The organism is Erwinia sp. Eh17-17, assembly GCF_039675725.1.
Lineage (GTDB): Bacteria > Pseudomonadota > Gammaproteobacteria > Enterobacterales > Enterobacteriaceae > Erwinia.
In genome coordinates this window covers 1,035,967-1,058,421 of record NZ_JBDFQT010000001.1, presented here as the reverse complement: position 1 = coordinate 1,058,421, position 22,455 = coordinate 1,035,967, and the positions used below count along the sequence as shown (strand labels likewise).

Here is a 22,455-nt window from a genome sequence, read left to right as displayed (position 1 = left end):
ACGTTACCCGATGATTAACAGCCCCAGCGAAGCGGCAATGCAGAGAATAAACAGGGAAAGATCCAGCAGCGTGGGGTGCCAGATCTCACCTGAGTACATCCAGTCGCGCAGTAGCGGATGAAGTAACAGCCAGAGGAAGAATCCGAGCAGAACGGCCTTAAACAGCGGTGGAAAAAACAGTGACGACCCCAACACCAGTTCGGTGATGGGGCTTGTCGCAGGCAATATTGAGGCGATCACACAACATCCTTCTGAACAATGCTTCGCAGGTGACGAGGAACGCAATACCTCCATCTCTGTGCCGGATTTGTATTTTGTTCTGTAAACTCGCAGAATAGTCTAAAATCATGCTTGATAGCTAGCAAGCTAATTATAAGGAGTTGAAATTGGATACGCCTTTGGGAACAGACCTGGCAAGATTAGTGCGCATCTGGCGCGCATTAATTGATCAGAGATTGAAACCGTTAGAGCTGACGCAGACTCACTGGGTGACGCTGCATAACATCCATCAACTGCCACCGGAACAGTCCCAGATTCAGCTGGCAAAAGCGATTGGCATTGAACAGCCTTCGCTGGTGCGCACGCTGGACCAGCTTGAAGAAAAGGGGTTGATCACGCGCAGTACCTGCTCCAGCGATCGCCGTGCGAAACGCATCGGCCTCACGGCCCAGGCAGAGCCGATCATCTCTCAGGTTGAGCATGTGATAGACGCCACGCGGGATGACATCCTGGCCGGCATTTCTCAGCCGGAAATCGACAAGATGGTCACGTTGATTGCCAGGCTGGAAAAAAACATCCTGGAACTTCAGGGAAGGGACGAATAAAAAAAACCGGCATATAAAGCCGGTTTTTTTTCAGGTTAACGCGGGTGATTAACGCGGAGAAACGGTCACTTCACGGCCGTTGGAGGCCATCGCTACACGCTGACCGGCAGCGAAACGACTGGCTGCCTGTTTCTGTACCACGATAATGCTGCTGCCATCATCTCTGCGGATTTCCAGCTCAACGCCCTGGCTCTTATTCAGAGAACCCTGAACGCCCTGACCTGCAACCCCACCGGCTACTGCACCTGCGGCTGTTGCCAGGCTGCGTCCCGTACCGCCACCAACGGTATTGCCGAGGAAACCACCCAGCACGGCACCGCCAATAGCACCGATAACGTTGGTGTCATCCCCACCCTGAATCTGCACCGGACGGACATGAACAACCGTACCGTAGGTGACAGTCTGCATCTGCTTAGCTTCGGAGGCAGTGTAAACGTCACCGGATAAGGTGTTGTCATTCACGCAACCTGCCAGCGTTATCCCGGCAAGCGCCACGACTAATAAACGCATCATTTTCATTAAAACTCCTATGTATAGCCAGTGCTGCAAGTTATCGGACAGCGGTTAACAACGCTATTATAAGATACAAGCCGAGCGTTTCTCACGAATAGTTTGTAAAGCAACACATAAAAATAACTTCCAGTGATTAAACGTGGATTCAATCACAATTAAAAAAAGTAAAGTGTTACCCGTAAGCGTAAAAAATGACTAAAGCGATAGAATTGCCACCGTTATTTTGTCAGGCTGGCAGCATGAAACTGACACCCCGCAGATGGGATAAGGCAAAGGCATGAAATCAGGGCGATTTATCGGTGTGATGTCCGGCACCAGTCTCGATGGTATCGACGTGGTGCTGGCGGTGATCGACGAACATATGGTGGCGCAGCAGGCCAGCTACAGCCATCCGATTCCACAGGCGCTGCGCCAGCAAATCCTGGCGATTTGTCAGGGGCAGTCGCTGACGCTGTCAGAGCTGGGGCAGTTGGACACCCGGCTGGGGCGTCTGTTTGCTGAAGCGGTGCTGGCTCTGCTTAAACAGCAGGGATTGTCTGCGGACGAAATTACGGCCATTGGCTGCCACGGCCAGACCGTGTGGCACGAACCGCAGGGCGATGCGCCGAATACGCTGCAAATCGGGGATAACAATCAGATCGCCGCGGCCACGGGGATCACCGTCGTCGGTGACTTCCGGCGGCGTGATATGGCGCTGGGCGGGCAGGGGGCACCGCTGGTTCCTGCCTTCCATCATGCCGTGCTGATGCATGCCACCGAGCGCCGTATGGTCCTGAATATTGGCGGTATTGCTAACCTCTCTCTGCTGCTGCCGGGTCAGATGCTGCGCGGTTATGATACCGGGCCTGGCAATATGCTGCTGGATGCCTGGGTCTGGCGGCAGCAGGGGAAACCCTATGATAAAGACGGAGCCTGGGGGGCCGGAGGCAGCGTAGTCTGGCCGCTGTTGCAGCAGATGCTCAGTGACCCGTACTTTGCTCTCAGCGCACCGAAAAGCACCGGCCGGGAATATTTCAATCTGAGCTGGCTGGAGCAACAGCTGTCATCCTGGCCAGGCCTGTCTGCGCAGGATGTGCAGGCCACGCTGGTGGAACTGACGGCGACCACGATTGCGCAGCAGGTGCTTCTGAGCGGAGGATGTGACCGGCTGCTGGTCTGCGGTGGTGGTGGGCATAACCCGCAGCTGATGGCGCGTCTGGCGGCACAGTTAGCCGGGACGGAAGTGATGAGCACCGACCAGGCGGGTATCAGCGGGGATGACATGGAGGCGCTGGCTTTTGCCTGGCTGGCATGGCGTACCCTGAGCGGTCTGCCGGGCAACCTGCCGTCGGTCACCGGTGCGCGAGAAGCCAGCGTGATCGGCGCAATATTCCCGGCAAATCGGTCTTTTCGCTGATTGCATCACCGGCGGGGACGTTCTAGCCTGTGCAGACGTCCCGCAACTCGCAAGGAATCAACCATGAAAAAAGGGTACATCGCAGCACTGGTGCTGACGCTCTCAGGATGCAGCTACTTTCAAACCGCGTCTCAGGAGCCGGTTAAAACGCTGCATTATACCTGCGGCACGCTGCCGTTAACGGTCAAACTGGATAACAGCAAGAGTGAAGTCAGCCTGATCCTCGACGGGCAACCGCTGGTGCTGAAGCAGCTGCCTGCGGCGTCAGGCACGCGCTACGGCGACGACCGCTACGTCTTCTGGTCGAAGGGCGATAGCGCCTTTATTGAACGTAACAACAAGATCATCATTAATGACTGTCAGCTGCAGCAGCCAGCCCGTTAAGCCATTGAACTATTATGGGGTGCGGCGCACAATGCCTTAACCCCAACCTTTAGAAGCCAGAGCGATGACCGATAGCGACCACCTGCAACAAATTGCCCATCTGCGGCGTGAATACACCCGTGGCGGCCTGCGCCGCAAGGACCTTCCAGCCGATCCCCTGACGCTGTTCGAACAGTGGCTGAATCAGGCGGTTGAGGCACAGCTGCCGGACCCGACGGCGATGAGCGTCGCCACGGTGGATGCACAGGGCCAGCCCTACCAGCGAATTGTGCTGTTAAAGCAGTTTGACCAGAAAGGCATGGTGTTTTACACCAACCTTGGCAGCCGCAAGGCACAGCAGCTGGAAAATAATCCGCGTATCAGCCTGCTGTTCCCTTGGCATATGCTGGAGCGCCAGGTCATGGTGCTGGGCAGCGTTGAGCGCCTTTCGACGCTGGAAGTGCTGAAATACTTCCACAGTCGTCCGCGCGACAGTCAGCTGGGCGCCTGGGTGTCGAAACAATCGAGTCGCATCTCTGCGCGCGGCATTCTTGAAGGCAAGTTCCTTGAACTGAAACAAAAGTTCCAGCAGGGCGAAATCCCACTGCCGAGTTTCTGGGGCGGCTTCCGGGTCAATATTGATTCAATGGAGTTCTGGCAGGGGGGCGCTCACCGCCTTCATGACCGTTTTTTCTACCAGCGTGAAGATGACGCGTGGAAAATTGACCGCCTGGCACCGTAAAAGCGCAAATAATGCCGCGATGTGCTGGATCGCAGCGGTCCGGCACTTTATCCTATACCCCTTATTTTTTCTCTCTCCGCGCTTCAGCGGAAAGCTGTGTACCAGCTTAGGTGCAGACTTTTTTACATGGAGTCTTAGATGGCCAGCAGTAACCTGATCAAACAATTGCAAGAGCGGGGCCTTGTCGCCCAGGTAACGGATGAAGCAGCGTTAGCAGAACGACTGGCACAGGGACCAATCGCGCTCTATTGCGGCTTCGATCCGACTGCCGACAGCTTGCATTTGGGGCATCTGGTGCCGTTGCTCTGCCTGAAGCGCTTTCAGGATGCCGGCCACAAGCCAGTGGCTTTAGTCGGTGGGGCAACTGGCCTGATCGGCGACCCGAGCTTCAAAGCTGCCGAGCGCAAGCTGAACACCAGCGATACCGTCAATGAGTGGGTGGAAAAAATCCGTCATCAGGTGGCACCGTTCCTCGACTTTGACTGTGGCAGCAACAGCGCCATTGCCGCTAACAACTACGACTGGTTCGGCAGCATGAACGTGCTGACCTTCCTGCGTGACATCGGTAAACACTTCTCTGTGAACCAGATGATCAACAAGGAAGCGGTTAAACAGCGTCTGAACCGTGACGATCAGGGCATCTCCTTTACTGAATTCTCCTATAACCTGCTGCAGGGTTATGACTTTGCCTGCCTGAACGAGCGTCACGGCGTAGCGCTGCAGATTGGCGGTTCCGATCAGTGGGGTAATATCACCTCCGGTATCGACCTGACGCGCCGTCTGCACCAGAACCAGGTCTTTGGCCTGACGGTGCCTTTGATCACTAAATCTGACGGTACCAAATTTGGTAAAACCGAAGGTGGCGCGGTGTGGCTGGATGCGAAAAAAACCAGCCCTTACAAATTCTACCAGTTCTGGATCAACACCGCCGATGCCGATGTCTATCGCTTCCTGAAGTTCTTTACCTTCCTGAGCCTTGACGAGATTAATGCGCTGGAAGAAGAAGATAAAAACAGCGGAAAAGCGCCGCGTGCTCAGTATGTGCTGGCCGAACTGGTGACGCGCCTGGTGCACGGTGACGAGGGCCTGGTGGCGGCGCAGCGCATCACCCAGAGTCTGTTCTCCGGCGCGCTGAGCGAGCTGACCGAGCAGGATCTGGCACAGCTGGCGCAGGACGGCATGCCGGGCGTAGAGTTGGAATCCGGCCAGGATCTTCAGCAGGCGCTGGTGGACGCGGAGCTGGCTCCTTCCCGTGGCCAGGCGCGTAAACTGATCGATGCCAAATCCGTCAGCATCAACGGTGAACTGCAAACCAATGCGGAATATACCTTTAGTGCCGACGATCGCCTGTACGGCAGGTACACGCTGCTGCGCCGTGGTAAAAAGAACTACAGCTTAATCAGCTGGAAATAAAAACAATCGGACGGGGTACAGCCCCACTCCTGAGCCGGTTAACGCCGGCTTTTTTAATGGCAAGAAAGGTCGATGAGTGCGATGAAAAATATTCTTTCTATCCAGTCCCATACCGTATTTGGCCATGCCGGCAACAGCGCCGCAGAATTTCCGATGCGTCGCCTGGGCGCCAACGTCTGGCCGCTGAATACCGTGCAGTTTTCAAATCATACCCAGTACGGAAACTGGGCCGGGACGGTGATGCCTGCCAGTCATTTAAGGGAGATTGCCTGTGGCATTGCGGATATCGACCGACTGAAAACCTGTGATGCGGTATTAAGCGGGTATCTTGGATCGGCGGAGCAGGGCGAAGCTATTCTTGAAATTGTGCGTATGGTCAAGGCCGCTAATCCGCAGGCCTGGTATTTCTGCGACCCGGTGATGGGTCACCCGGAAAAGGGCTGCATCGTGGCTCCGGGCGTGGCAGAGTTTCATGCCAACGCCTCATTACCGGCCAGCGATATTATTGCCCCCAACCTGCTGGAACTGGAGATGCTCAGCGGACAAACGGTGATGGATGTTGCTCAGGCCGTGGCGGCGGCGCGAGCGCTGATTGCCAGAGGGCCACGCGTGGTGCTGGTGAAACATCTGGCGCGGGCGGGCTACCGCAGCGATCGCTTCGAAATGCTGCTGATCACCGCGGATGAAGCCTGGCATATCGCCCGGCCGCTGATTGACTTTGGCGTGCGTCAGCCGGTGGGCGTGGGTGACCTGACCAGCGGCCTGCTGCTGGTGGACCTGCTACACGGCTTATCGCTGCAACAGGCGCTGGAGCACGTCACCGCCGCGGTCTATGAAGTGATGCTGAAAACCCACCAGATGGGCGAATACGAATTACAGCTGGTGGCGGCGCAACAGGCAATCGCCGAGCCGCAGCAGCATTTCGCAGCAGAGCGACTGTAACCGTCAGTTTTTTATCACGGGCAGGGAATGCGCCCTGCCCGTGAGTGTCAGCTCAGCCCTTCCGCCTTCAGCGCGGCAACAACTTCCGGGCGTGCGGCAACCCGCTCAAACCACTCGTTTAACGCCTCCAGCCCGCTGAGATTCAGCTTCAGCGCATGAGCCCAGCGCGTCACCGTAAACAGGTAGGCATCGGCCACGGTAAAACGCAGCCCCATCAGCCACTGCTTCTCTTTCAGCTCGGCATTCACATAGTGGAATTTCTGCTCCAGCTGCTCGCGCGCCAGCGTTTTAAACTCTTCCGGCGTGGTGGGACGAAACAGCGGGCTGAACCCTTTATGCAGTTCTGTGGCAATAAAGTTCAGCCACTCCAGCGTGTGGTAGCGGGTCAGGCTGCCTGAGGGCGCCAGCAGCTGGCGGTCGGGCTTCAGGTCGGCCAGATACTGAACAATGGCGACCCCTTCCGTCAGAACAGAGCCATCACCGAGCAGAAGGGCGGGAACCTGTCCTTTGGGATTAACCAACAGGTAGTCCTCACCCTGTTCAGTTTTCTTCGTTTTGGTATCGACAGTAACCAGGGTGAAATCCAGACCCAATTCGCGCAGCACAATATGGGGTGACAGTGAACAGGCACCCGGTTTACAGAACAGCTTCATGGCTCGCTCCTTTTATTGAATGACGACGAAGAATCAAGCTTACTGCTGAAGGACGAAAAAGTCAGCGAGGCAGATCGAATGTGACGGTTTATTTGCCGGTTATTTTATCCGGCGCGCACTCTGCGCACTCACGCTTTCCAGCGCGGACAGCTCGCTACGCGCCAGATCCCACAGCGCGCGCACCCGCGCAGGCATATATTTCACGTTTTGCGCGACCAGCTGCACCGGGACCGAAGGGGGACGACAGTCTGCCAGCACCTCGCGCAGCGTTCCGCGCTGCAGATCGTCATACGTCTGGTAGGAGAGCAGGCGGGCGATGCCCTTACCGGCGCGGGCGGCAATCAGCTGTGTTTCCACTTCATTGACGGTCAGCCGCGGCGTAATACGCACTCGCTCCTGACGGGCTTCATCACCAAAGCGCCACTCCCGCTGTGCAGAAGGGGCGGCACTGGCAATCAGGTGGTGATCGACCAGCCCTGCGGGCGTCAGCGGGCTGCCGTGCCGGGCGAGGTAGTCAGGGCTGGCGACCAGCACGCGATGGACCTGGCCCACTTCGGTCGCCACCAGTGAGGAGTCGCGCAGCTGGCCGATGCGTACCGCCATATCCAGCCCCTGTTCAATCAGGTCCTGATAGCGGTCACTGAGCACCAGATCGATCTGAATATCCGGGAACTGGTCGAGGAACGTCAGCACCAGCGGGGCGATATGCTGACGGCCAAACTGCACCGGCGCGGTCAGACGCACCCTGCCGCTGAGCTGGTGACGAGTGGTGTTCAGCAGCGCCTGCTGATACTCATCCAGCACGCTTTTTGCCCGCTCAAACAGCGCCAGGCCGGCAGGAGTGGGCGACAGACGACGGGTGGTGCGTTCAACCAGACTGACCCCAAAACGGCTTTCAAGGGCTGACAGGGCGCGGGTGATGGCAGGGGGGGAACGTTGCAGCGTGCGTGCTGCTGCCGCCAGGCTACCCTGTTGCACGACGGCGACAAACACCGTCAGCTCATCCAGCTTATCCATGATTATTCCACATTTCGTAATTATGAATTGCTATCTTTGCCCGTTTACTCCGTTTTCAGCAAGAGTAAGCTGAATAAAAAACAGGAGATAAAAAATGAGTTCATTAACACTGTATGGCACCGAACTGTCCGGGCACGTTCACCGCGTCAGGCTGTTACTCAGTATGCTGGGCCTTTCCGCTACGTGGATTGAAGCCGGAGCCGACCTCAGGAACAGCGCGGAATTCCGTGCGCTCAACCCGTACGGACAGGTGCCGGTGCTGGTTGATGACGGCACGGTGATTAGCGACAGCCATGCCATTCTGATCTGGCTGGTGAAACGCTATGCCCCGGACAGCGGCTGGCTGCCGCAGGCGCTGGCGGAAGAGGTGCAGGTGCACCAGTGGCTGGCGAAAGCGGCCGGAGAAATCCGTTACGGAGTGGCATCAGCACGTCTGATAAAACAGTTCAATACCCCGGAAAACTATGCCAGCGCCGTCGCGGTGGCGCAGAAGTTCCTGCCGCAGCTGGAGGCGCATCTCAGTGACCGTCAGTGGCTGGTGGGGCAGCGTGCGACCATTGCCGACCTGGCCTGCTATGCCTACGTCGCCTGTGCACCCGAAGGGGGGATCTCACTGCGCGCCTTTCCGGCAATTAACGGCTGGCTGGCGCGGGTGGCAGCGCTGCCGGGCTTTATCGCGCTGCCGGCGCTCCCTCTGCCAGCAGAAGCGTAGCGGTGTTCCATCAGGGGGAACAGCTGGCGCAGCAAAAAGCAGGCTACCAGCGGGTCCGCTTCGCCAGTAGCACGACGATGCCGGAACAACACCGGCATTTTTACCAGGCGTTACAGACCTTTTATCTCGCGCTGCCGGGGGAGAACGGTTATCCGGTGGCCGGTCTTATCCATGGCGCGGTCGGGTTAATTGACACTCCTGACGAGGGACATCTTTCCCTGCGGCAGTCTGCGCTGGACGCGTTAACTTATCTGCCCCCACTGCAGGCGGGCATGGCGTTCGGTGGCCTGGGAATCGACCTTTCCAACCGCCGCCGCAACCGGGTTAATGGCCTGATTGAGCGCTGCGATAGCGACCGGCTGTTGATCGCAGTTCAGGAGAGCTTTGGCAACTGTCCGCAGTATATCCAGCGTCGCTGGCTGCCGCAGCAGGACCAGCAGCGAACGCTGCAGGTGGAGCCGCTGGACGCCCTTGATGCCGATGCGCGTTACCTGATTACCGCGGCGGATACCTTTTTTGTCGCCAGCCACGCACAGCGCCAGCAGGAGAGCGGCGGGGCTGATATTTCACACCGTGGCGGTCTGCCGGGTTTTATCACCCTGCGTCAGGGGCGGCTATGCATCCCGGATTATACGGGAAATCGCTATATGAATACGCTGGGAAACCTGCTGCTCAACCCGCGCTGTGCCTTGTTGATTATGGATTTTCATCAGGGGGCGGCACTGCATATTCAGGGCCGTGCGGAGATTGACTGGGAAACGGCGGGAACAGGGCGAGTAGAGCGCTACTGGACGGTGACACCGCAGCATATACTGCGGCTGCGTCAGCTTTTACCCGCCGCCGGAAGAGAGGTGGAATACGCTGACTCGACGCGCGACACGCGGGAGGAATAAAAAAAGGGCGACAATGCTGTCGCCCTCTTGATTATGCCGTGAACAATCAGGCATTCGCTTTCTGTTGCACCGGCGACTCATCCTGCGTCATGCGGTTAAGCAGCGGCGCGGTCAGCATCATCAGCACCGCAATGACGCCAGTGACAATACCGATTTTCAGGAACACATCACCGTACACGTGCAGAGACTGCAGCGGGTCAGTAATGTTTTCCGGAACGGCCATCAGGTTAGCGACTTTACCCGCCACCATCGCCGCACCGGCGGTCGTCAGGAACCATGAACCCATAATAAAGCCCATCAGGCGCTGCGGCACCAGCTGTGCCACCATCGCCAGGCCCAGCCCGGAGATCATCAGTTCGCCTACGCTCTGCAACGCGTAGCTGAGGATCAGCCAGCTGACCGACACGATGCCCAGCTCATTGGCCAGCGAGGCACCCAGCGGCAGTACCAGGAAGGCTCCGGAACACAGCAGCATACCCAGCGCAAACTTGTGCGGCATCGGCATACGGTCGCCCATCTTGTTGTACAGCGCTGCCAGCAGCGGGCTGAAAATCATAATCCAGAACGGGTTCAGCGCCTGGAACTGCTCTGGCTGGAAGGTCACGCCGAGGATGCTGTGCTCAACGTTACGGATAGCGAAGAAGTTCAGCGAGGTTGGCATCTGCATGTACAGCACGAAGAAGACGATTGCCTGCACCATCAGGACGAAAGCCACAATCATCTTACGGCGCGCATGGCCCTGCAGTGCAAAGGTCTCTTTAGCGAACACCAGCACGATACCGATGGCGATGACGCCCAGGACCAGACGGGCAATGTCCTGATTGTGCAGCAGCCAGGTGGCCAGGGTAATCATCACGACAATCCCTACCAGCGTCGCCAGCAGCTTGCTGATATTCAGCGGCGCAAAGTCGGCTTTCGACCCGTGATTTTTCACCCACTTGCGGAAGAACATAAAGTTCACCAGGGTGATCAACATCCCGACGAATGACAGAGCAAACGCCGTGCTCCAGCCAAACTCTGCCGCCAGCCATGGAGTGGCCAGCATAGAGAAGAATGACCCGATATTGATCGCCATGTAATACATAGTGAACGCACCGTCGAGGCGGGGGTCGTCTTTTTCATAACAGGTTGACAGCAGAGAAGAGGGGTTCGCCTTAAACAGGCCGTTACCCACGGCGATGGTCGCCATACCGATGTACACCAGACTGACGTCATGACCGGACCAGGCCACCAGGGCGTAGCCCAGCGCCAGCACCAGCGTACCCAGCACGATTACACGCTTGGTGCCGAGGATCTTATCCCCCAGCCAGCCGCCAACGGCGACCAGGCCATACACCAGCGCGCTGAAGGAGGCGAACAGCGTAATGGACTGTGCTTCGGACATCCCCAGCATTTTCACCAGGTAGACCGCCATAATCCCCTGCAGACCGTAATAACCGAAACGTTCCCATAATTCGATAGAGAAGATCAGATAAAACGAGCGGGGTTGCTTAAATGCATTGAGGCTTACTGCCTCTGGCTTGTTGTTTGCAGTTGACACTTGTACCTCTGAATTCATGACCTGTTTCGAGACAGGAAATAAGTCGGTGTAACGCGGGACGTGCGCTCACCTTATAGTTATAAGAAAGGGAAAATCGCGGAATAATCTCGCCGATTGTGCGCGCAGAGGCAAGCATTTTTTCAATATCGATTTTTGGGCAAATAGTAGCCTTATAGAGAGTGATACTGCTGGTTTGTGGTTTTAATGACTACTATCAACCTGGTATTCAGACTTAAATATTTAACATTGCGGGAAATTTATCCGGAGTAAGGAGAATCATCCTGAGATGAGTACGGGCAACGGTAAATTCTGACTTGTGGTAATTTGTTAGTGATATTTTCTGCACAAGGTGGAAATTACGGCGATAAATCATGTGATTAGGGGGCGTGAATGCCCGTAATCACAGTTAAAACGGCTTTGTGTGATTAAAGTCACAAAAAACGCGATAATTCACGTTAAAAAGAAACTGTTTCCAGGGTGAATTTTTTTATTGATTGAACGTTCAATATAAAACAACTACAATTACCCTCATTCGATAGCTAAAACCGATGAAGACATGCCAAAAATTGGAATGAAGGCGATTCGTCAGGCGCAGCTGATTAACGCGACGCTGACAGTGATTGACCGGGTAGGGCTGGCAGACGCCAGCCTGGCATTAATAGCGAAAGAGGCCGGAGTCTCAACCGGGATTGTCAGTCACTACTTTGGTGACAAAAACGGTCTGCTCGACGCCTGCATGCGGCAGATCCTGTCTGACCTGTATGTGGCCTTAGAGCATCATCGCCAGAAGGCAGCTCCCGACCCGGCTGCACAGATTCGTGCCATTATTGACGGTAATTTTGATGTCACGCAGATTGCCGCACCGGTGCTGAAAACCTGGCTGGTATTCTGGGCGAACAGCCTGCACCAGCCGGATCTGCACCGCCTGCAGCGCATGAACGACCGGCGCCTTTATTCCAACCTGACGGCGCATTTTCGTCGTGTTCTGCCAGAAACTGAGGCCCGTGCTGCCGGAGCCAGTCTGGCGGCGATGATCGACGGCGTGTGGCTGCGGATGACGCTGGCCCCTCAGCCGATGGAAAAGGGCCTGGAGCAGGCCCGCATGCTTTGTTATCAAAATCTTGCGCTGTGGCTAAACAGCGCACCTACCCCCTGAAAGGAGGAGACATGGCCGATATGAAACGCCAAGGTTTATACATCAACGGACGCGAAGTTGCCGGTAATGGCGAACTGTTCACTACCGTTAATCCTGCCAATGGCGAAGTGCTGGCCGAAATCACCGCCGCCAGCCAGCAGGATATTGATGACGCTGTCGCCTCCGCGCACGCCGGGCAAAAAATCTGGCGGAGTTATACGCCTGTGGAACGCAGCCGCGTCCTGCTGAAGGCTGTAGCGCTGCTGCGCGAACGCAATCAGACGCTGGCGGAGCTGGAAACGGCCGATACCGGTAAACCGATTAGCGAAACGTCTGCGGTCGATATTGTGACGGGCGCGGATGTACTCGAATATTACGCCGGGATGGCCGTAGCGGTAGAAGGGGAGTCTATCCCGCTGCGTGACAGTGCGCTGGTCTATACCCGCCGCGAACCGCTGGGCGTCTGCGCCGGTATTGGAGCCTGGAACTATCCTATCCAGATCGCCCTGTGGAAAAGCGCCCCCGCGCTGGCCACCGGCAATGCGATGATTTTCAAGCCGAGTGAAGTGACTCCGCTCAGCGCGCTGGCGCTGGCTAAAATCTTCAGCGAAGCCGGGCTGCCGGACGGCGTCTTCAACGTGGTGCAGGGTGCGGCTGCGGTCGGCCAGGGTCTGAGCCAGCACCACGGCATTGCCAAAGTCTCCTTTACCGGTGAAGTGAACACCGGTAAACGCGTGATGGCCGATGCAGCGCTGGCTAACCTGAAGTCAGTGACTATGGAGCTGGGCGGGAAATCACCGCTGGTGGTCTTTGACGATGCCGATCTGGAGCGTGCGGTTGATGGCGCCATGATGGCGAACTTCTACAGCAGCGGCCAGGTGTGTACCAACGGGACGCGGGTGTTTGTTCAGCGTTCGCTGCTGCCGGCCTTTGAAAAACGCCTGCAGGAGAAGATGGCCGGTATTCACTGCGGCGATCCGACTGACCCGGCGGTGAACTTTGGTCCGCTGGTCAGCGAAGAGCACTGTCAGAAAGTGGTTTCCTATCTGGAGATCGGCAAGCAGGAAGGGGCACGTCTGCTGGCAGGCGGTTCACGTATTACCTCGGGCGCACTGGCTAAAGGGTGTTACGTAGAGCCAACGGTATTCACCGACTGCACCGACGAAATGCGCATTGTGCGCGAAGAGATTTTTGGCCCGGTGATGAGCATCCTGGCGTTTGACGATGAAGAAGAAGTGATTCGTCGCGCCAATGATACCGAATACGGTCTGGCCGCAGGTATTTTCACCACCTCGCTCAACCGTGCCCACCGCGTGATCCATCAGATGGAAGCCGGGATCTGCTGGGTCAACAGCTGGGGTGAATCACCGGCACCGATGCCGGTCGGTGGCTACAAGCAGTCTGGTGTCGGGCGCGAAAACGGCCTGGAAACTCTGCACCATTACACCAGAACCAAATCTATTCTGATTGAGATGGGCGACTACCCGTCCGCATTCTGATTTTTCGCCGCGGCGTGCGCGTCGCGGCAGTCTTTCCGGAGGTTTAATGCAGAAATTTGACTATATCATTATTGGTGCGGGTTCAGCAGGCAACGTGCTGGCAACCCGTCTGACTGAGGATGCTGACGTATCGGTACTGTTACTGGAAGCAGGCGGCAAAGATCACCGCTGGGACTTCCGTACCCAAATGCCAGCCGCTTTGGCTTATCCGCTGCAGGGGAAGCGCTACAACTGGGCATTTGAAACCGATCCTGAGCCGCACATGGACAACCGCCGCATGGAGTGTGGTCGGGGTAAAGGCCTGGGTGGTTCATCACTGATCAACGGCATGTGCTACATCCGTGGCAACGCCATGGACTACGACAACTGGGCGAGCAAGCCGGGGCTGGAAAACTGGTCCTATCTCAACTGCCTGCCTTACTTCCGTCGTGCTGAAAAGCGCGATATTGGTGAAAACGACTGGCACGGTGGCGATGGCTACCTCAGCGTTACCACGCCGAAGAAGGGGAATAACCCGCTGTACCGCGCCTTTATTGATGCGGCAACGCAGGCCGGGCATCATGAGACGGATGACCTGAATGGTTACCGTCAGGACGGGTTTGGCCCGATGGACCGCACCGTCACGGCGCAGGGCCGTCGTTCCAGCACGGCACGCGGCTATCTGGACGTGGCGAAACAGCGCCCTAACCTGACGATTGTCACCCACGCTCAGACCGACCGTATTCTGTTTGACGGCAAAACCGCCAGCGGCGTCACCTGGCTGCGCAACGGCAAGCAGGAGCAGGCCGAAGCGCGCCGTGAAGTGCTGCTGTGTGCCGGTGCGATTAACTCACCGCAGATCCTGCAACGTTCCGGCGTCGGCCCTGAAGAGTGGCTGCGCGAACTGGATATCGAGGTTGTCCACGCGCTGCCGGGCGTGGGGCGTAACTTACAGGACCACCTGGAAGTCTATATGCAGTACGGCTGTAAGAAACCGGTCAGCCTTTACCCGGCGTTGCAGTGGTGGAATCAGCCGGCTATCGGTGCTGAATGGCTGTTCAACGGAACCGGCGTGGGTGCCAGCAACCAGTTCGAAGCGGGCGGTTTTATCCGCAGTGATGACCAGCCCGACTGGCCGGATCTGCAATACCATTTCCTGCCGGTGGCGATCAACTACAACGGCAGCAGCCCTGTGAAACAGCATGGCTTCCAGGCGCACGTCGGGCCGATGCGTTCGATGAGCCGGGGGCGCATTAAGCTGACGTCTAAACATCCGTATGCGGCACCGTCGATCTTCTTCAACTACATGTCTGAAGAGCGCGACTGGGTGGAATTCCGTAACGCGGTGCGTCTGACGCGAGAGATAATGCGCCAGCCAGCGCTGGCTGAGTACTGCGGTGAGGAGCTACAGCCGGGGATCCATGTGCAGAGTGATGAAGAGATCGATGCTTTCATCCGGGAGCATGCGGAAACCGCCTATCACCCGTGCGGCAGCTGCGCCATGGGAACCGATGAGATGGCCGTGGTGGATGCAGAAGGGCGAGTGCATGGTATCAACAACCTGCGCGTGGTGGATGCCTCCATCATGCCGCAGATCACCACCGGTAACCTGAATGCGCCGACGGTGATGATCGCGGAGAAAATTTCTGACGCCATCCGCGGCAAAGCGCCGCTGCCGTTGTCAGAAGCGGAATACTATAAGCTGACCCGTTAACGTATACGGGCCTGGCGGGGCGACCTTTCGGTCGCCCCGCTAACAGGGTTCTATTCGAAGCAGACGGTCGGATTTTCTGACAGCAGCACAAATTCTTTGCTGTCTTTATCCAGCGCCCGAATGGCTCCGCTTTCAATGTCATACACCCAGCCGTGCAGACGCAGCGCATTATTACGCAGGCCCACCGCAACGGAAGGGTGCGTTTTAATATTGTTCAACTGCGCAATGACATTTTCCTGCACCATCGCATTCACTTTTTCCTCTTCGCTGGCATAGGTCTTCTTCTCGACCACCGCTTTTGCTGCGTCAGAAAACTTCAGCCAGTGTCCGACCGCGGGCATCGCGTCCAGGCACTGACAGGTGGCGATAGCCTTCATCGCACCGCAGTTAGAGTGGCCGCAAATCACGATATCCGTCACGCCCAGTGCCATCACGGCATATTCGATAGTCGCCGATACGCCGCCCGGCTCAGGGCCGAAGGACGGGACGATGTTTCCGGCATTGCGGATCACGAAGAGCTGTCCCGGTTCCTGCTGGGTAACCAGTTCCGGCACCAGACGACTGTCGGAGCAGGAGATAAACAACGCTTTAGGATTCTGACTTGACGCAAGGCTGCGGAATAACTCTTTCTGGTGTGGGAAAATGTCTTTCTGGAAGTTTAGAAAACCTTCAATGATATGTTGCATAGCAAATTCTCTGTTCTGAATAATGGCGGCGACAGGCTGCCATTAAAAAGGATAAAAGTTATTGTTGTGGCAGGCGGCGTTTCCCCGCCTACTCATCTACTTTAGCATCAAATTCGCATAAATCTTCAATCAGACAGGAGCCGCAGCGCGGTTTACGCGCAATACAGGTGTAGCGGCCGTGCAGGATAAGCCAGTGGTGGCAGTCAACCTTAAACTCTTTTGGCACCACCTTCAGCAGTTTTTCCTCCACCTGCTCAACGTTTTTCCCCGGCGCAAAACGGGTACGGTTGCAGACGCGGAAAATATGCGTATCTACCGCAATGGTCGGCCAGCCAAAGGCGGTATTCAGCACCACATTGGCGGTTTTGCGCCCGACGCCCGGCAGGGCCTCCAGCGCTTCCCGGCTTTCCGGCACCTCGCCGCCGTGCTGCTCCAGCAGAATGCGGCAGGTCTTTATTACGTTCTCTGCCTTGCTGTTAAACAGGCCGATGGTCTTGATGTACTCTTTTACCCCATCCACGCCCAGTGCCAGGACAGCCGCAGGGGTATTGGCGACCGGATAGAGTTTTGCCGTGGCCTTATTGACGCTGACGTCGGTCGCCTGAGCAGAGAGCAGTACCGATATCAGCAGTTCAAATGGGGAGGTGAACATCAGTTCGGTGGTGGGGTGCGGATTGTTGTCGCGCAGCCGGGTCAAAATTTCCTGACGTTTGTCCTTATTCACAGCACACCTGCTTTCCCTTGCGGCAGCGCCTGCGCTTCAGTTTCGGCTTTCAGGGCGGCACGCTGTTTCATTTTATTATCAATCAGGTATTTCGCGGCCAGCAGCATGCCCAGGCCGATAAACGCCCCCGGCGGCAGCATCGCCAGCAGCATCGGGGAGTCAAAGTGGACGACTTCAATGCGCATAGCTTTGGCCCAGGGTCCGAGCAGCAGGTCAGCACCGTTGAAGATGGTGCCATTGCCGATAATTTCGCGTATCGCGCCCAGCACCACCATCACGCTGGTGGCCCCCAGCCCGATAGCCATGCCGTCCAGCGCCGACAGCGGGACGCTGCTTTTCGATGCTACCGCTTCGGCGCGCCCGACCACAATGCAGTTGGTGACGATCAGCGGGATAAAGATCCCCAGCGACTGATAAAGGCCGTAAGCGTAAGCATTGATCAGCATCTGCACGCAGCTCACCACGGCGGCGATGATCATCACGTAAATTGGGATACGAATCTCAGAGGGCACCCAGCGGCGCGACAGGGAAATCGCACTGTTAGTGCAGGTCAGCACCAGCGTGGTCGCAAGTCCGAGTCCGAGGGCATTGGTCGCGGTTGAGGTGACGGCCAGCAGCGGGCACAGCCCCAGCAGCTGGACCAGCGCCGAGTTATTCTTCCACAGCCCGCCGACCAGCAGGGTTTTTGCTTCACTCATTGGCATCTCCACAGGTGGGCAGCGAGGACAACTGCCCCGGTAAGGTTTCAATATACAGCGTTGTGCGTTTAACCGCATTCACCACGGCACGCGGCGTAATCGTGGCACCGGTAAACTGGTCAAACGTCCCGCCATCTTTTTTCACCGCAAACTGGCTGTCGTTAGGGCCGTTTACTTTTCTGCCGTTGAAGCTGTTGATCCAGTCAGAAATGCGCAGCTCGATCTTGTCGCCCAGCCCCGGCGTTTCATGATGCTCCACCACGCGCGTACCGTAAACTTTACCGTCAAAGCTGGCACCGACAATCATCTGAATATTCCCGGAGTAGCCGTCAGGAGCGGTGGTTTCAATCGCTACCGCGACCGGTTTATCCCCTTTGCGCGCCAGATAAAGATGGTGCGGGTTACCGTTGCCCAGCGCCGGATTGGTCACGATATAACACTCCTGCTGAATGTGATTGTCGTACAGCTCCGGGGGCACCACCTGGTCCAGCAGCACCTTTTGCTGTAGCGCGGTCTGATGAGCGATTGTCGGTTTGGTCACCGTATTGACCACCGCCGTCAGTCCGGTGGTGATGGCGGCGAAGACGGCCAGCGTGACGCCGTTTTTACGAATTGCATCCAGCATTATTTATCCTTCCGGTGGCCATAAACCCGTGGCTGCGTGTAGTAATCGATCAGCGGTACGCAGATATTGGCCAGCAGCACGGCAAACGCCACGCCGTCCGGGTAGCCGCCGAAACTGCGAATCAACCACACCAGCAGGCCAATCAGCGCGCCGTACAGCAGCCGCCCTTTGTTGGTGGTAGAGGCTGTAACCGGATCGGTGGCGATAAAGAAGGCCCCAAGCATGGTGGCGCCTGACAGCAGGTGAATCGTCGGCGAGACCAGGCTTTGCGGCGAAATCAGCCAGCCCAGCGTGGCGCAGAACGCCAGCGAGACCAGCATAGCGACCGGAATATGCCAGCGGATGCTGCGCGTAGAGAGCAGGAAGAGTCCGCCCAGCAGAAAACCGACATTAACCCACTGCCAGCCAGGGGCAGCCAGCACACCGCTGTAGATCGGCTGTGCCAGCAGCTGCTCTGCGCTGTGCCCGGCGCGTAGCCCGGTTTTAAAATTATCCAGCGGCGTCGCCTGGCTGATACCGTCAATGCCCACCTGCAACTGCTGCATGGTGTGACCGTCCAGCGTATGGAAATGGAAGATCATGCTCAGCGTATCGCCAAAGCCTGGGGTGATGCCCTGTAAACTGTCCGGCGGCAGCCAGCTGGTCATCTGTACCGGGAAGGAGATCAGCAGCACCACATAGCCGACCATCGCCGGGTTGAACGGATTCTGCCCCAGGCCTCCGTACAGGTGTTTGGAAATAATCACGGCAAACAGCGTACCGATAACGATCATCCACCACGGTGCCAGCGAAGGAATGCTGATGCCGAGCAACAGGGCGGTAAGCAGGGCGGAGTTATCTTTCAGCGTCTCTGCCAGCGGCAGCTTGCGCAGGCGCAGTATTGCCGCTTCGGCACCCAGCGCCGCCACGGCGGCAATCAGCACCTGAATCAGATTGCCCCAGCCAAAGTAGTACCACTGCGCCGCCATGCCGGGAACGGCAGCAAGCAGCACCAGCAGCATAATGGTGCTGGTGCTGCGGCGGTTATGGGTATAAGGCGAACTTGCTATGCGAAAAGCCATTTAATCCTCTTGCGTTGAAGGCTGCTGCGATTTACGCGCTTTCACGCGCGCAATGGCTGCTGCCACCGCCGCTTTACGTGCATCATCCGCAGCGTCAGGCGCTGCTGAACGGTCAGTCTGTTGTTCTGTCGCCTGGGCGGCTTTCTTCGCTTTCGCACGGGCGATGGCGGCGTCAATTGCGGCCTTACGTGCATCGACGGCCGGTTCAGCGGCAGCGGTTTCCTGCGGCTCAGGAACCGTGGCGGCGGCCTGAGCGGCTTTCTTCGCTTTCGCGCGGGCGATGGCGGCTTCAACGGCGGCCTTACGTGCATCGACGGCCGGTTCAGCGGCAGCGGTTTCCTGCGGCTCAGGAGCCGTGGCTGCGGCCTGGGCGGCTTTCTTCGCTTTCGCGCGGGCAATCGCCGCTTCGACGGCGGCTTTGCGCGGGTCCGGTGCGTCGGTAGAGGCAGGGGCTGGCGCCGCATCGCTGACCTGGGCTTTCTTCGCTTTAGCACGGGCAATGGCGGCTTCAACGGCGGCCTTGCGCGGATCGGCGCTCTGGCGGGTGACCGGTTCGCTGGCGGCCTGCTCTTCAGCCTGACGGGCGCGGGCTTCCGCCTGGCGGGCCTCACGCTGTGCCTGCTTCGTGGCCCGATCGGCGGCTTCCGGCGTTGTGGCGTCACTCTGTTTCGCTTTCACTCTCTCGCGTGCCGCCGCGATCGCGTCGGCATCACGGGTAGCCACGCTGCGTTTCGCCTGCTGGTGTTTCGCATCGCGCGCCGCTTTCTCGCGCTCAAGACGCTGCTGGCGCGCTTCAAAACGGGCCTTCGCCAGGGTATTGCGCTCAGCCTCCAGGTCAATAGCCTGGATCTCCGCTTTTTCCTGACGGTAGTACTGTACCAGTGGAATATTACTGGGGCAGACATAGGCACAGGCCCCGCACTCAATACAGTCGGCAATATTATGCTCACGCGCCTTATCGTGGTCGCCGCCCCGGCTGTACCAGTAGAGCTGCTGCGGCAACAGCGCGGCCGGACAGGCATCGGCACAGGCGCTGCAGCGGATGCAGTTTTGTTCCGCTTCGTTCTGACCCATTTCGCTGGCGGCAGGAGCCAGGATGCAGTTGGTGATCTTCACCACCGGCACATCCAGCGTCGGCAGGGTAAAGCCCATCAGCGGGCCGCCCATTACCACCATCTGCTGTGCGCCGGGCGTAAAACTGGCCTGCTGCAGCAGATGGCTGATCGGCGTACCCAGCCGTGCCCAGACGTTGCCGGGCCGGGCAACGGACTCTCCGGTGACGGTCACCACGCGTTCCGTCAGCGCTTCGCCATCGATAATCGCCCGCTTGACGGCAAACGCCGTACCCACGTTCTGCATCAGCACGCCGATATCGGTCGAACGACCGCCGTGCGGCACTTCCTTCCCGGTGAGAATTTTCGTCAGCTGTTTGGCACCGCCGGACGGATATTTAGTTGGAATAACGCGAATTTGCAGATCCGAGGCGCTGCCCAGCGCCGTTTTCAGCGCCGCAATCGCCTGCGGTTTGTTATCTTCAATGCCGATTAATACCCGGTCTGCCTGCAGGATAAAGGCCAGGATACGGCTGCCTTCCAGCACCTCGTCGGCACAGTCCTGCATCAGACGGTCATCGGCAGTAATATAGGGCTCACACTCGGCGGCGTTGATAATCAGGGTATTGACCCCGCGCAGCCCGCCCTGCAGTTTGGTCGCCGTCGGGAAACCGGCACCGCCAAGTCCGGCGACGCCAGCCTGATGAATAGCGGCCACCAGTTCGCCGCGCTCCACGCTGCGATACTCCTTCAGCGGGTGCTTCTCTACCCAGCGGTCTTCGCCGTCCGGGGTGATAAACAGGCACATTTCTGCCAGCGCCGAAGGGTGGGCTGTCATGTGTGGGGCAATTTTGGTCACGGTGCCGGAGGTGGGCGCGTGGATCGGCAGCATGCGGCCACGGCCAAAGGTCAGCGGCTGCCCGCGCAACACCTTATCGCCGGGGCGCACGGCCAGCTCACCCTCATGGCCGATATGCTGCTTCAGCGGCAGAATAAACTGCGCCGGTAAAGGCAGCTCGCGCAGGGGCGTGCCGTTAGACTGAGTTTTCATCTCCGGAGGATGAATCCCCCCGTCGAAATCCCAGAGCCGATCTTTTTTAAAATAACTAAGCAGATTAAACATGACTTTCTACAGGAATGACCCGGACCGGGATGGTATTCAGATCCCACTTCCAGTTGGCAGTGGTGGCAGCGACCGGACGCATTTCAATGCAGTCGGTCGGGCAGGGGGCGACGCAGAGGTCGCAGCCGGTACAGACATCGCTTAATACGGTGTGCATTGCCCGCGTGGCGCCGACAATGGCATCAACCGGACAGGCCTGAATGCATTTGGTGCAGCCGATGCAGTTAGCTTCGTCAATCCACGCCACTTTGCGCTCAGGCTCGGCAGGCATTTCATCGCCCAGCGGCTGAGGATCGACATTAAGCAGTGCCGCCAGCTTGAGCATTGTCTGCTCGCCGCCGGGCGCACATTTGTTGATCATCTCACCGTTGTTCCCCACCGCATCCGCATACGGGCGGCAGCCAGGGTAACCGCACTGGCCGCACTGGCTCTGTGGCAGGATCGCGTCTATCTGTTCAACAATCGGGTCTTCTTCCACCCTGAAGCGACGGGAGGCATAACCCAGCAGGCCACCAAAAATCAGGCTGAGGGCACTTAATACGGCAATTGCAATCCAGATGGCACTCATCAGAATTTGACCAACCCGGTAAAGCCCATAAAGGCCAGCGCCATCAGGCCCGCAGTCACCAGCGCAATCGAAGACCCTTTAAACGGTGCAGGGACGTCGGCCAGCACCAGGCGCTCACGGATACCGGCGAACAACACCATCACCAGCGAGAAACCCAGTGAAGCACTGAAGCCGTATAGCGCGGCCTGCAGGAAAGTATGGTTAAGATTGACGCTTAACAGCGGCACGCCAAGCACCGCGCAGTTGGTGGTGATCAGCGGCAGAAAAATGCCCAGCAGGCGATAAAGATCGGGGCTGGTTTTGCGCACCACCATCTCGGTGAACTGCACAACAACGGCGATCACCAGGATGTAAGCCATGGTGCGCAGATAGACGAGATCCAGCGGCAGCAGGATCAGGTGATTCACCAGCCAGGCGCAGATTGAGGCCAGGGTGATGACGAATGTGGTGGCGAGTCCCATGCCAATTGCCGTTTCCAGTTTTTTGGAAACGCCCATAAAGGGACAGAGGCCGAGAAACTTCACCAACACGAAGTTGTTCACCAGCACTGTGCCAATAAAAAGAAGCAGGTATTCGGTCATTG

The 22,455-nt window shown here is 57.6% G+C and carries 24 protein-coding genes; 11 read left to right on the top strand and 13 right to left on the bottom strand.

The features are described from left to right. Positions 1–3 precede the first annotated feature (3 nt). Complete coding sequence (locus tag ABEH87_RS04665) at positions 4–240, bottom strand: DUF1656 domain-containing protein (RefSeq protein WP_346574326.1); 237 nt, start codon at positions 238–240, stop codon at positions 4–6. A gap of 140 nt (positions 241–380) precedes the next feature. Between ABEH87_RS04665 and slyA the strand changes: the two genes are divergently transcribed. Beyond that, positions 381–824 carry a transcriptional regulator SlyA gene (slyA, locus tag ABEH87_RS04660; RefSeq protein WP_346574324.1) on the top strand — a complete coding sequence of 148 codons (444 nt, stop codon included), beginning with the start codon at positions 381–383 and terminating at the stop codon, positions 822–824. Between the two features lie 48 nt (positions 825–872). Here the strand turns inward: slyA and ABEH87_RS04655 are convergent, their stop codons facing one another. Then, positions 873–1,337, bottom strand: coding sequence for a glycine zipper 2TM domain-containing protein (locus tag ABEH87_RS04655; RefSeq protein WP_346574587.1), 465 nt, complete (start codon positions 1,335–1,337; stop codon positions 873–875). A 277-nt stretch (positions 1,338–1,614) separates the two neighbouring features. On the opposite strand from ABEH87_RS04655, the gene anmK reads away from it, so the two are divergent. The 5 genes from anmK (at position 1,615) to pdxY (ending at position 6,193) form a co-directional block, all read left to right on the top strand. After that, the gene (anmK, locus tag ABEH87_RS04650) at positions 1,615–2,733 is read left to right on the top strand and encodes an anhydro-N-acetylmuramic acid kinase (RefSeq protein ID WP_346574323.1); all 1,119 of its coding nucleotides are present in this window, start codon (positions 1,615–1,617) and stop codon (positions 2,731–2,733) included. 63 nt (positions 2,734–2,796) lie between these two features. Further along, a complete protein-coding gene (locus ABEH87_RS04645; RefSeq protein WP_346574321.1) occupies positions 2,797–3,117 on the top strand; it encodes an MliC family protein in 321 nt (106 codons plus the stop codon). Between the two features lie 64 nt (positions 3,118–3,181). Then, positions 3,182–3,838: a pyridoxamine 5'-phosphate oxidase gene (pdxH, locus tag ABEH87_RS04640; protein WP_346574319.1), complete on the top strand. Its 657-nt coding sequence runs from the start codon at positions 3,182–3,184 to the stop codon at positions 3,836–3,838. Between the two features lie 138 nt (positions 3,839–3,976). Beyond that, on the top strand, positions 3,977–5,251 hold the full coding sequence (tyrS, locus tag ABEH87_RS04635) for a tyrosine--tRNA ligase (RefSeq protein WP_346574317.1): 1,275 nt from the start codon (positions 3,977–3,979) through the stop codon (positions 5,249–5,251). A gap of 81 nt (positions 5,252–5,332) precedes the next feature. Next, a complete protein-coding gene (pdxY, locus tag ABEH87_RS04630) occupies positions 5,333–6,193 on the top strand; it encodes a pyridoxal kinase PdxY (protein ID WP_346574585.1) in 861 nt (286 codons plus the stop codon). A 47-nt stretch (positions 6,194–6,240) separates the two neighbouring features. On the opposite strand, the gene gstA is transcribed toward pdxY, so the two are convergent. Continuing rightward, complete coding sequence (gstA, locus tag ABEH87_RS04625) at positions 6,241–6,846, bottom strand: glutathione transferase GstA (protein WP_346574315.1); 606 nt, start codon at positions 6,844–6,846, stop codon at positions 6,241–6,243. A gap of 99 nt (positions 6,847–6,945) precedes the next feature. Then, positions 6,946–7,863 (bottom strand): LysR family transcriptional regulator, encoded by a 918-nt coding sequence (locus ABEH87_RS04620; RefSeq protein WP_346574313.1) that lies wholly within the window; start codon positions 7,861–7,863, stop codon positions 6,946–6,948. A gap of 94 nt (positions 7,864–7,957) precedes the next feature. Between ABEH87_RS04620 and ABEH87_RS04615 the strand changes: the two genes are divergently transcribed. After that, on the top strand, positions 7,958–8,575 hold the full coding sequence (locus tag ABEH87_RS04615) for a glutathione S-transferase (RefSeq protein WP_346574311.1): 618 nt from the start codon (positions 7,958–7,960) through the stop codon (positions 8,573–8,575). 2 nt (positions 8,576–8,577) lie between these two features. Next, positions 8,578–9,468 (top strand): pyridoxamine 5'-phosphate oxidase family protein, encoded by an 891-nt coding sequence (locus ABEH87_RS04610; RefSeq protein WP_346574309.1) that lies wholly within the window; start codon positions 8,578–8,580, stop codon positions 9,466–9,468. Positions 9,469–9,514: 46 nt separating this feature from the next. Here ABEH87_RS04610 and dtpA read toward each other — a convergent pair whose 3' ends face one another. After that, positions 9,515–11,008: a dipeptide/tripeptide permease DtpA gene (dtpA, locus tag ABEH87_RS04605; RefSeq protein WP_346574307.1), complete on the bottom strand. Its 1,494-nt coding sequence runs from the start codon at positions 11,006–11,008 to the stop codon at positions 9,515–9,517. Between the two features lie 556 nt (positions 11,009–11,564). On the opposite strand from dtpA, the gene betI reads away from it, so the two are divergent. Genes betI through betA form a run of 3 tightly spaced genes read left to right on the top strand, consistent with a single transcriptional unit; the run spans position 11,565 to position 15,335 of the window. Beyond that, a complete protein-coding gene (gene betI, locus ABEH87_RS04600; RefSeq protein WP_346574305.1) occupies positions 11,565–12,164 on the top strand; it encodes a transcriptional regulator BetI in 600 nt (199 codons plus the stop codon). Between the two features lie 20 nt (positions 12,165–12,184). Then, positions 12,185–13,642, top strand: a complete 1,458-nt coding sequence (betB, locus tag ABEH87_RS04595) for a betaine-aldehyde dehydrogenase (RefSeq protein ID WP_346574583.1) — start codon at positions 12,185–12,187, stop codon at positions 13,640–13,642. A 46-nt stretch (positions 13,643–13,688) separates the two neighbouring features. Beyond that, positions 13,689–15,335 (top strand): choline dehydrogenase, encoded by a 1,647-nt coding sequence (gene betA, locus ABEH87_RS04590; RefSeq protein ID WP_346574303.1) that lies wholly within the window; start codon positions 13,689–13,691, stop codon positions 15,333–15,335. Between the two features lie 50 nt (positions 15,336–15,385). On the opposite strand, the gene ABEH87_RS04585 is transcribed toward betA, so the two are convergent. The 8 genes from ABEH87_RS04585 to rsxA form a co-directional block, all read right to left on the bottom strand. Continuing rightward, the gene (locus tag ABEH87_RS04585) at positions 15,386–16,021 is read right to left on the bottom strand and encodes a carbonic anhydrase (protein WP_346574301.1); all 636 of its coding nucleotides are present in this window, start codon (positions 16,019–16,021) and stop codon (positions 15,386–15,388) included. Between the two features lie 88 nt (positions 16,022–16,109). Beyond that, entirely contained in the window at positions 16,110–16,745 is a 636-nt protein-coding gene (gene nth, locus ABEH87_RS04580; protein WP_346574299.1) for an endonuclease III, read from the bottom strand. Next, complete coding sequence (locus ABEH87_RS04575; RefSeq protein WP_346574297.1) at positions 16,742–17,443, bottom strand: electron transport complex subunit E; 702 nt, start codon at positions 17,441–17,443, stop codon at positions 16,742–16,744. Before ABEH87_RS04575 ends, nth begins: the two co-directional genes overlap by 4 nt. After that, positions 17,436–18,068 (bottom strand): electron transport complex subunit RsxG, encoded by a 633-nt coding sequence (rsxG, locus tag ABEH87_RS04570; RefSeq protein WP_346574295.1) that lies wholly within the window; start codon positions 18,066–18,068, stop codon positions 17,436–17,438. Before rsxG ends, ABEH87_RS04575 begins: the two co-directional genes overlap by 8 nt. Continuing rightward, entirely contained in the window at positions 18,068–19,129 is a 1,062-nt protein-coding gene (gene rsxD / locus ABEH87_RS04565; RefSeq protein WP_346574293.1) for an electron transport complex subunit RsxD, read from the bottom strand. Before rsxD ends, rsxG begins: the two co-directional genes overlap by 1 nt. After that, positions 19,130–21,304, bottom strand: coding sequence for an electron transport complex subunit RsxC (gene rsxC, locus ABEH87_RS04560; RefSeq protein WP_346574291.1), 2,175 nt, complete (start codon positions 21,302–21,304; stop codon positions 19,130–19,132). Then, positions 21,297–21,872 carry an electron transport complex subunit RsxB gene (gene rsxB, locus ABEH87_RS04555; protein WP_346574290.1) on the bottom strand — a complete coding sequence of 192 codons (576 nt, stop codon included), beginning with the start codon at positions 21,870–21,872 and terminating at the stop codon, positions 21,297–21,299. Before rsxB ends, rsxC begins: the two co-directional genes overlap by 8 nt. Further along, positions 21,872–22,453 carry an electron transport complex subunit RsxA gene (rsxA, locus tag ABEH87_RS04550; RefSeq protein ID WP_062743415.1) on the bottom strand — a complete coding sequence of 194 codons (582 nt, stop codon included), beginning with the start codon at positions 22,451–22,453 and terminating at the stop codon, positions 21,872–21,874. The genes rsxB and rsxA overlap by 1 nt, the downstream gene beginning before the upstream one ends. Positions 22,454–22,455: the final 2 nt, after the last annotated feature.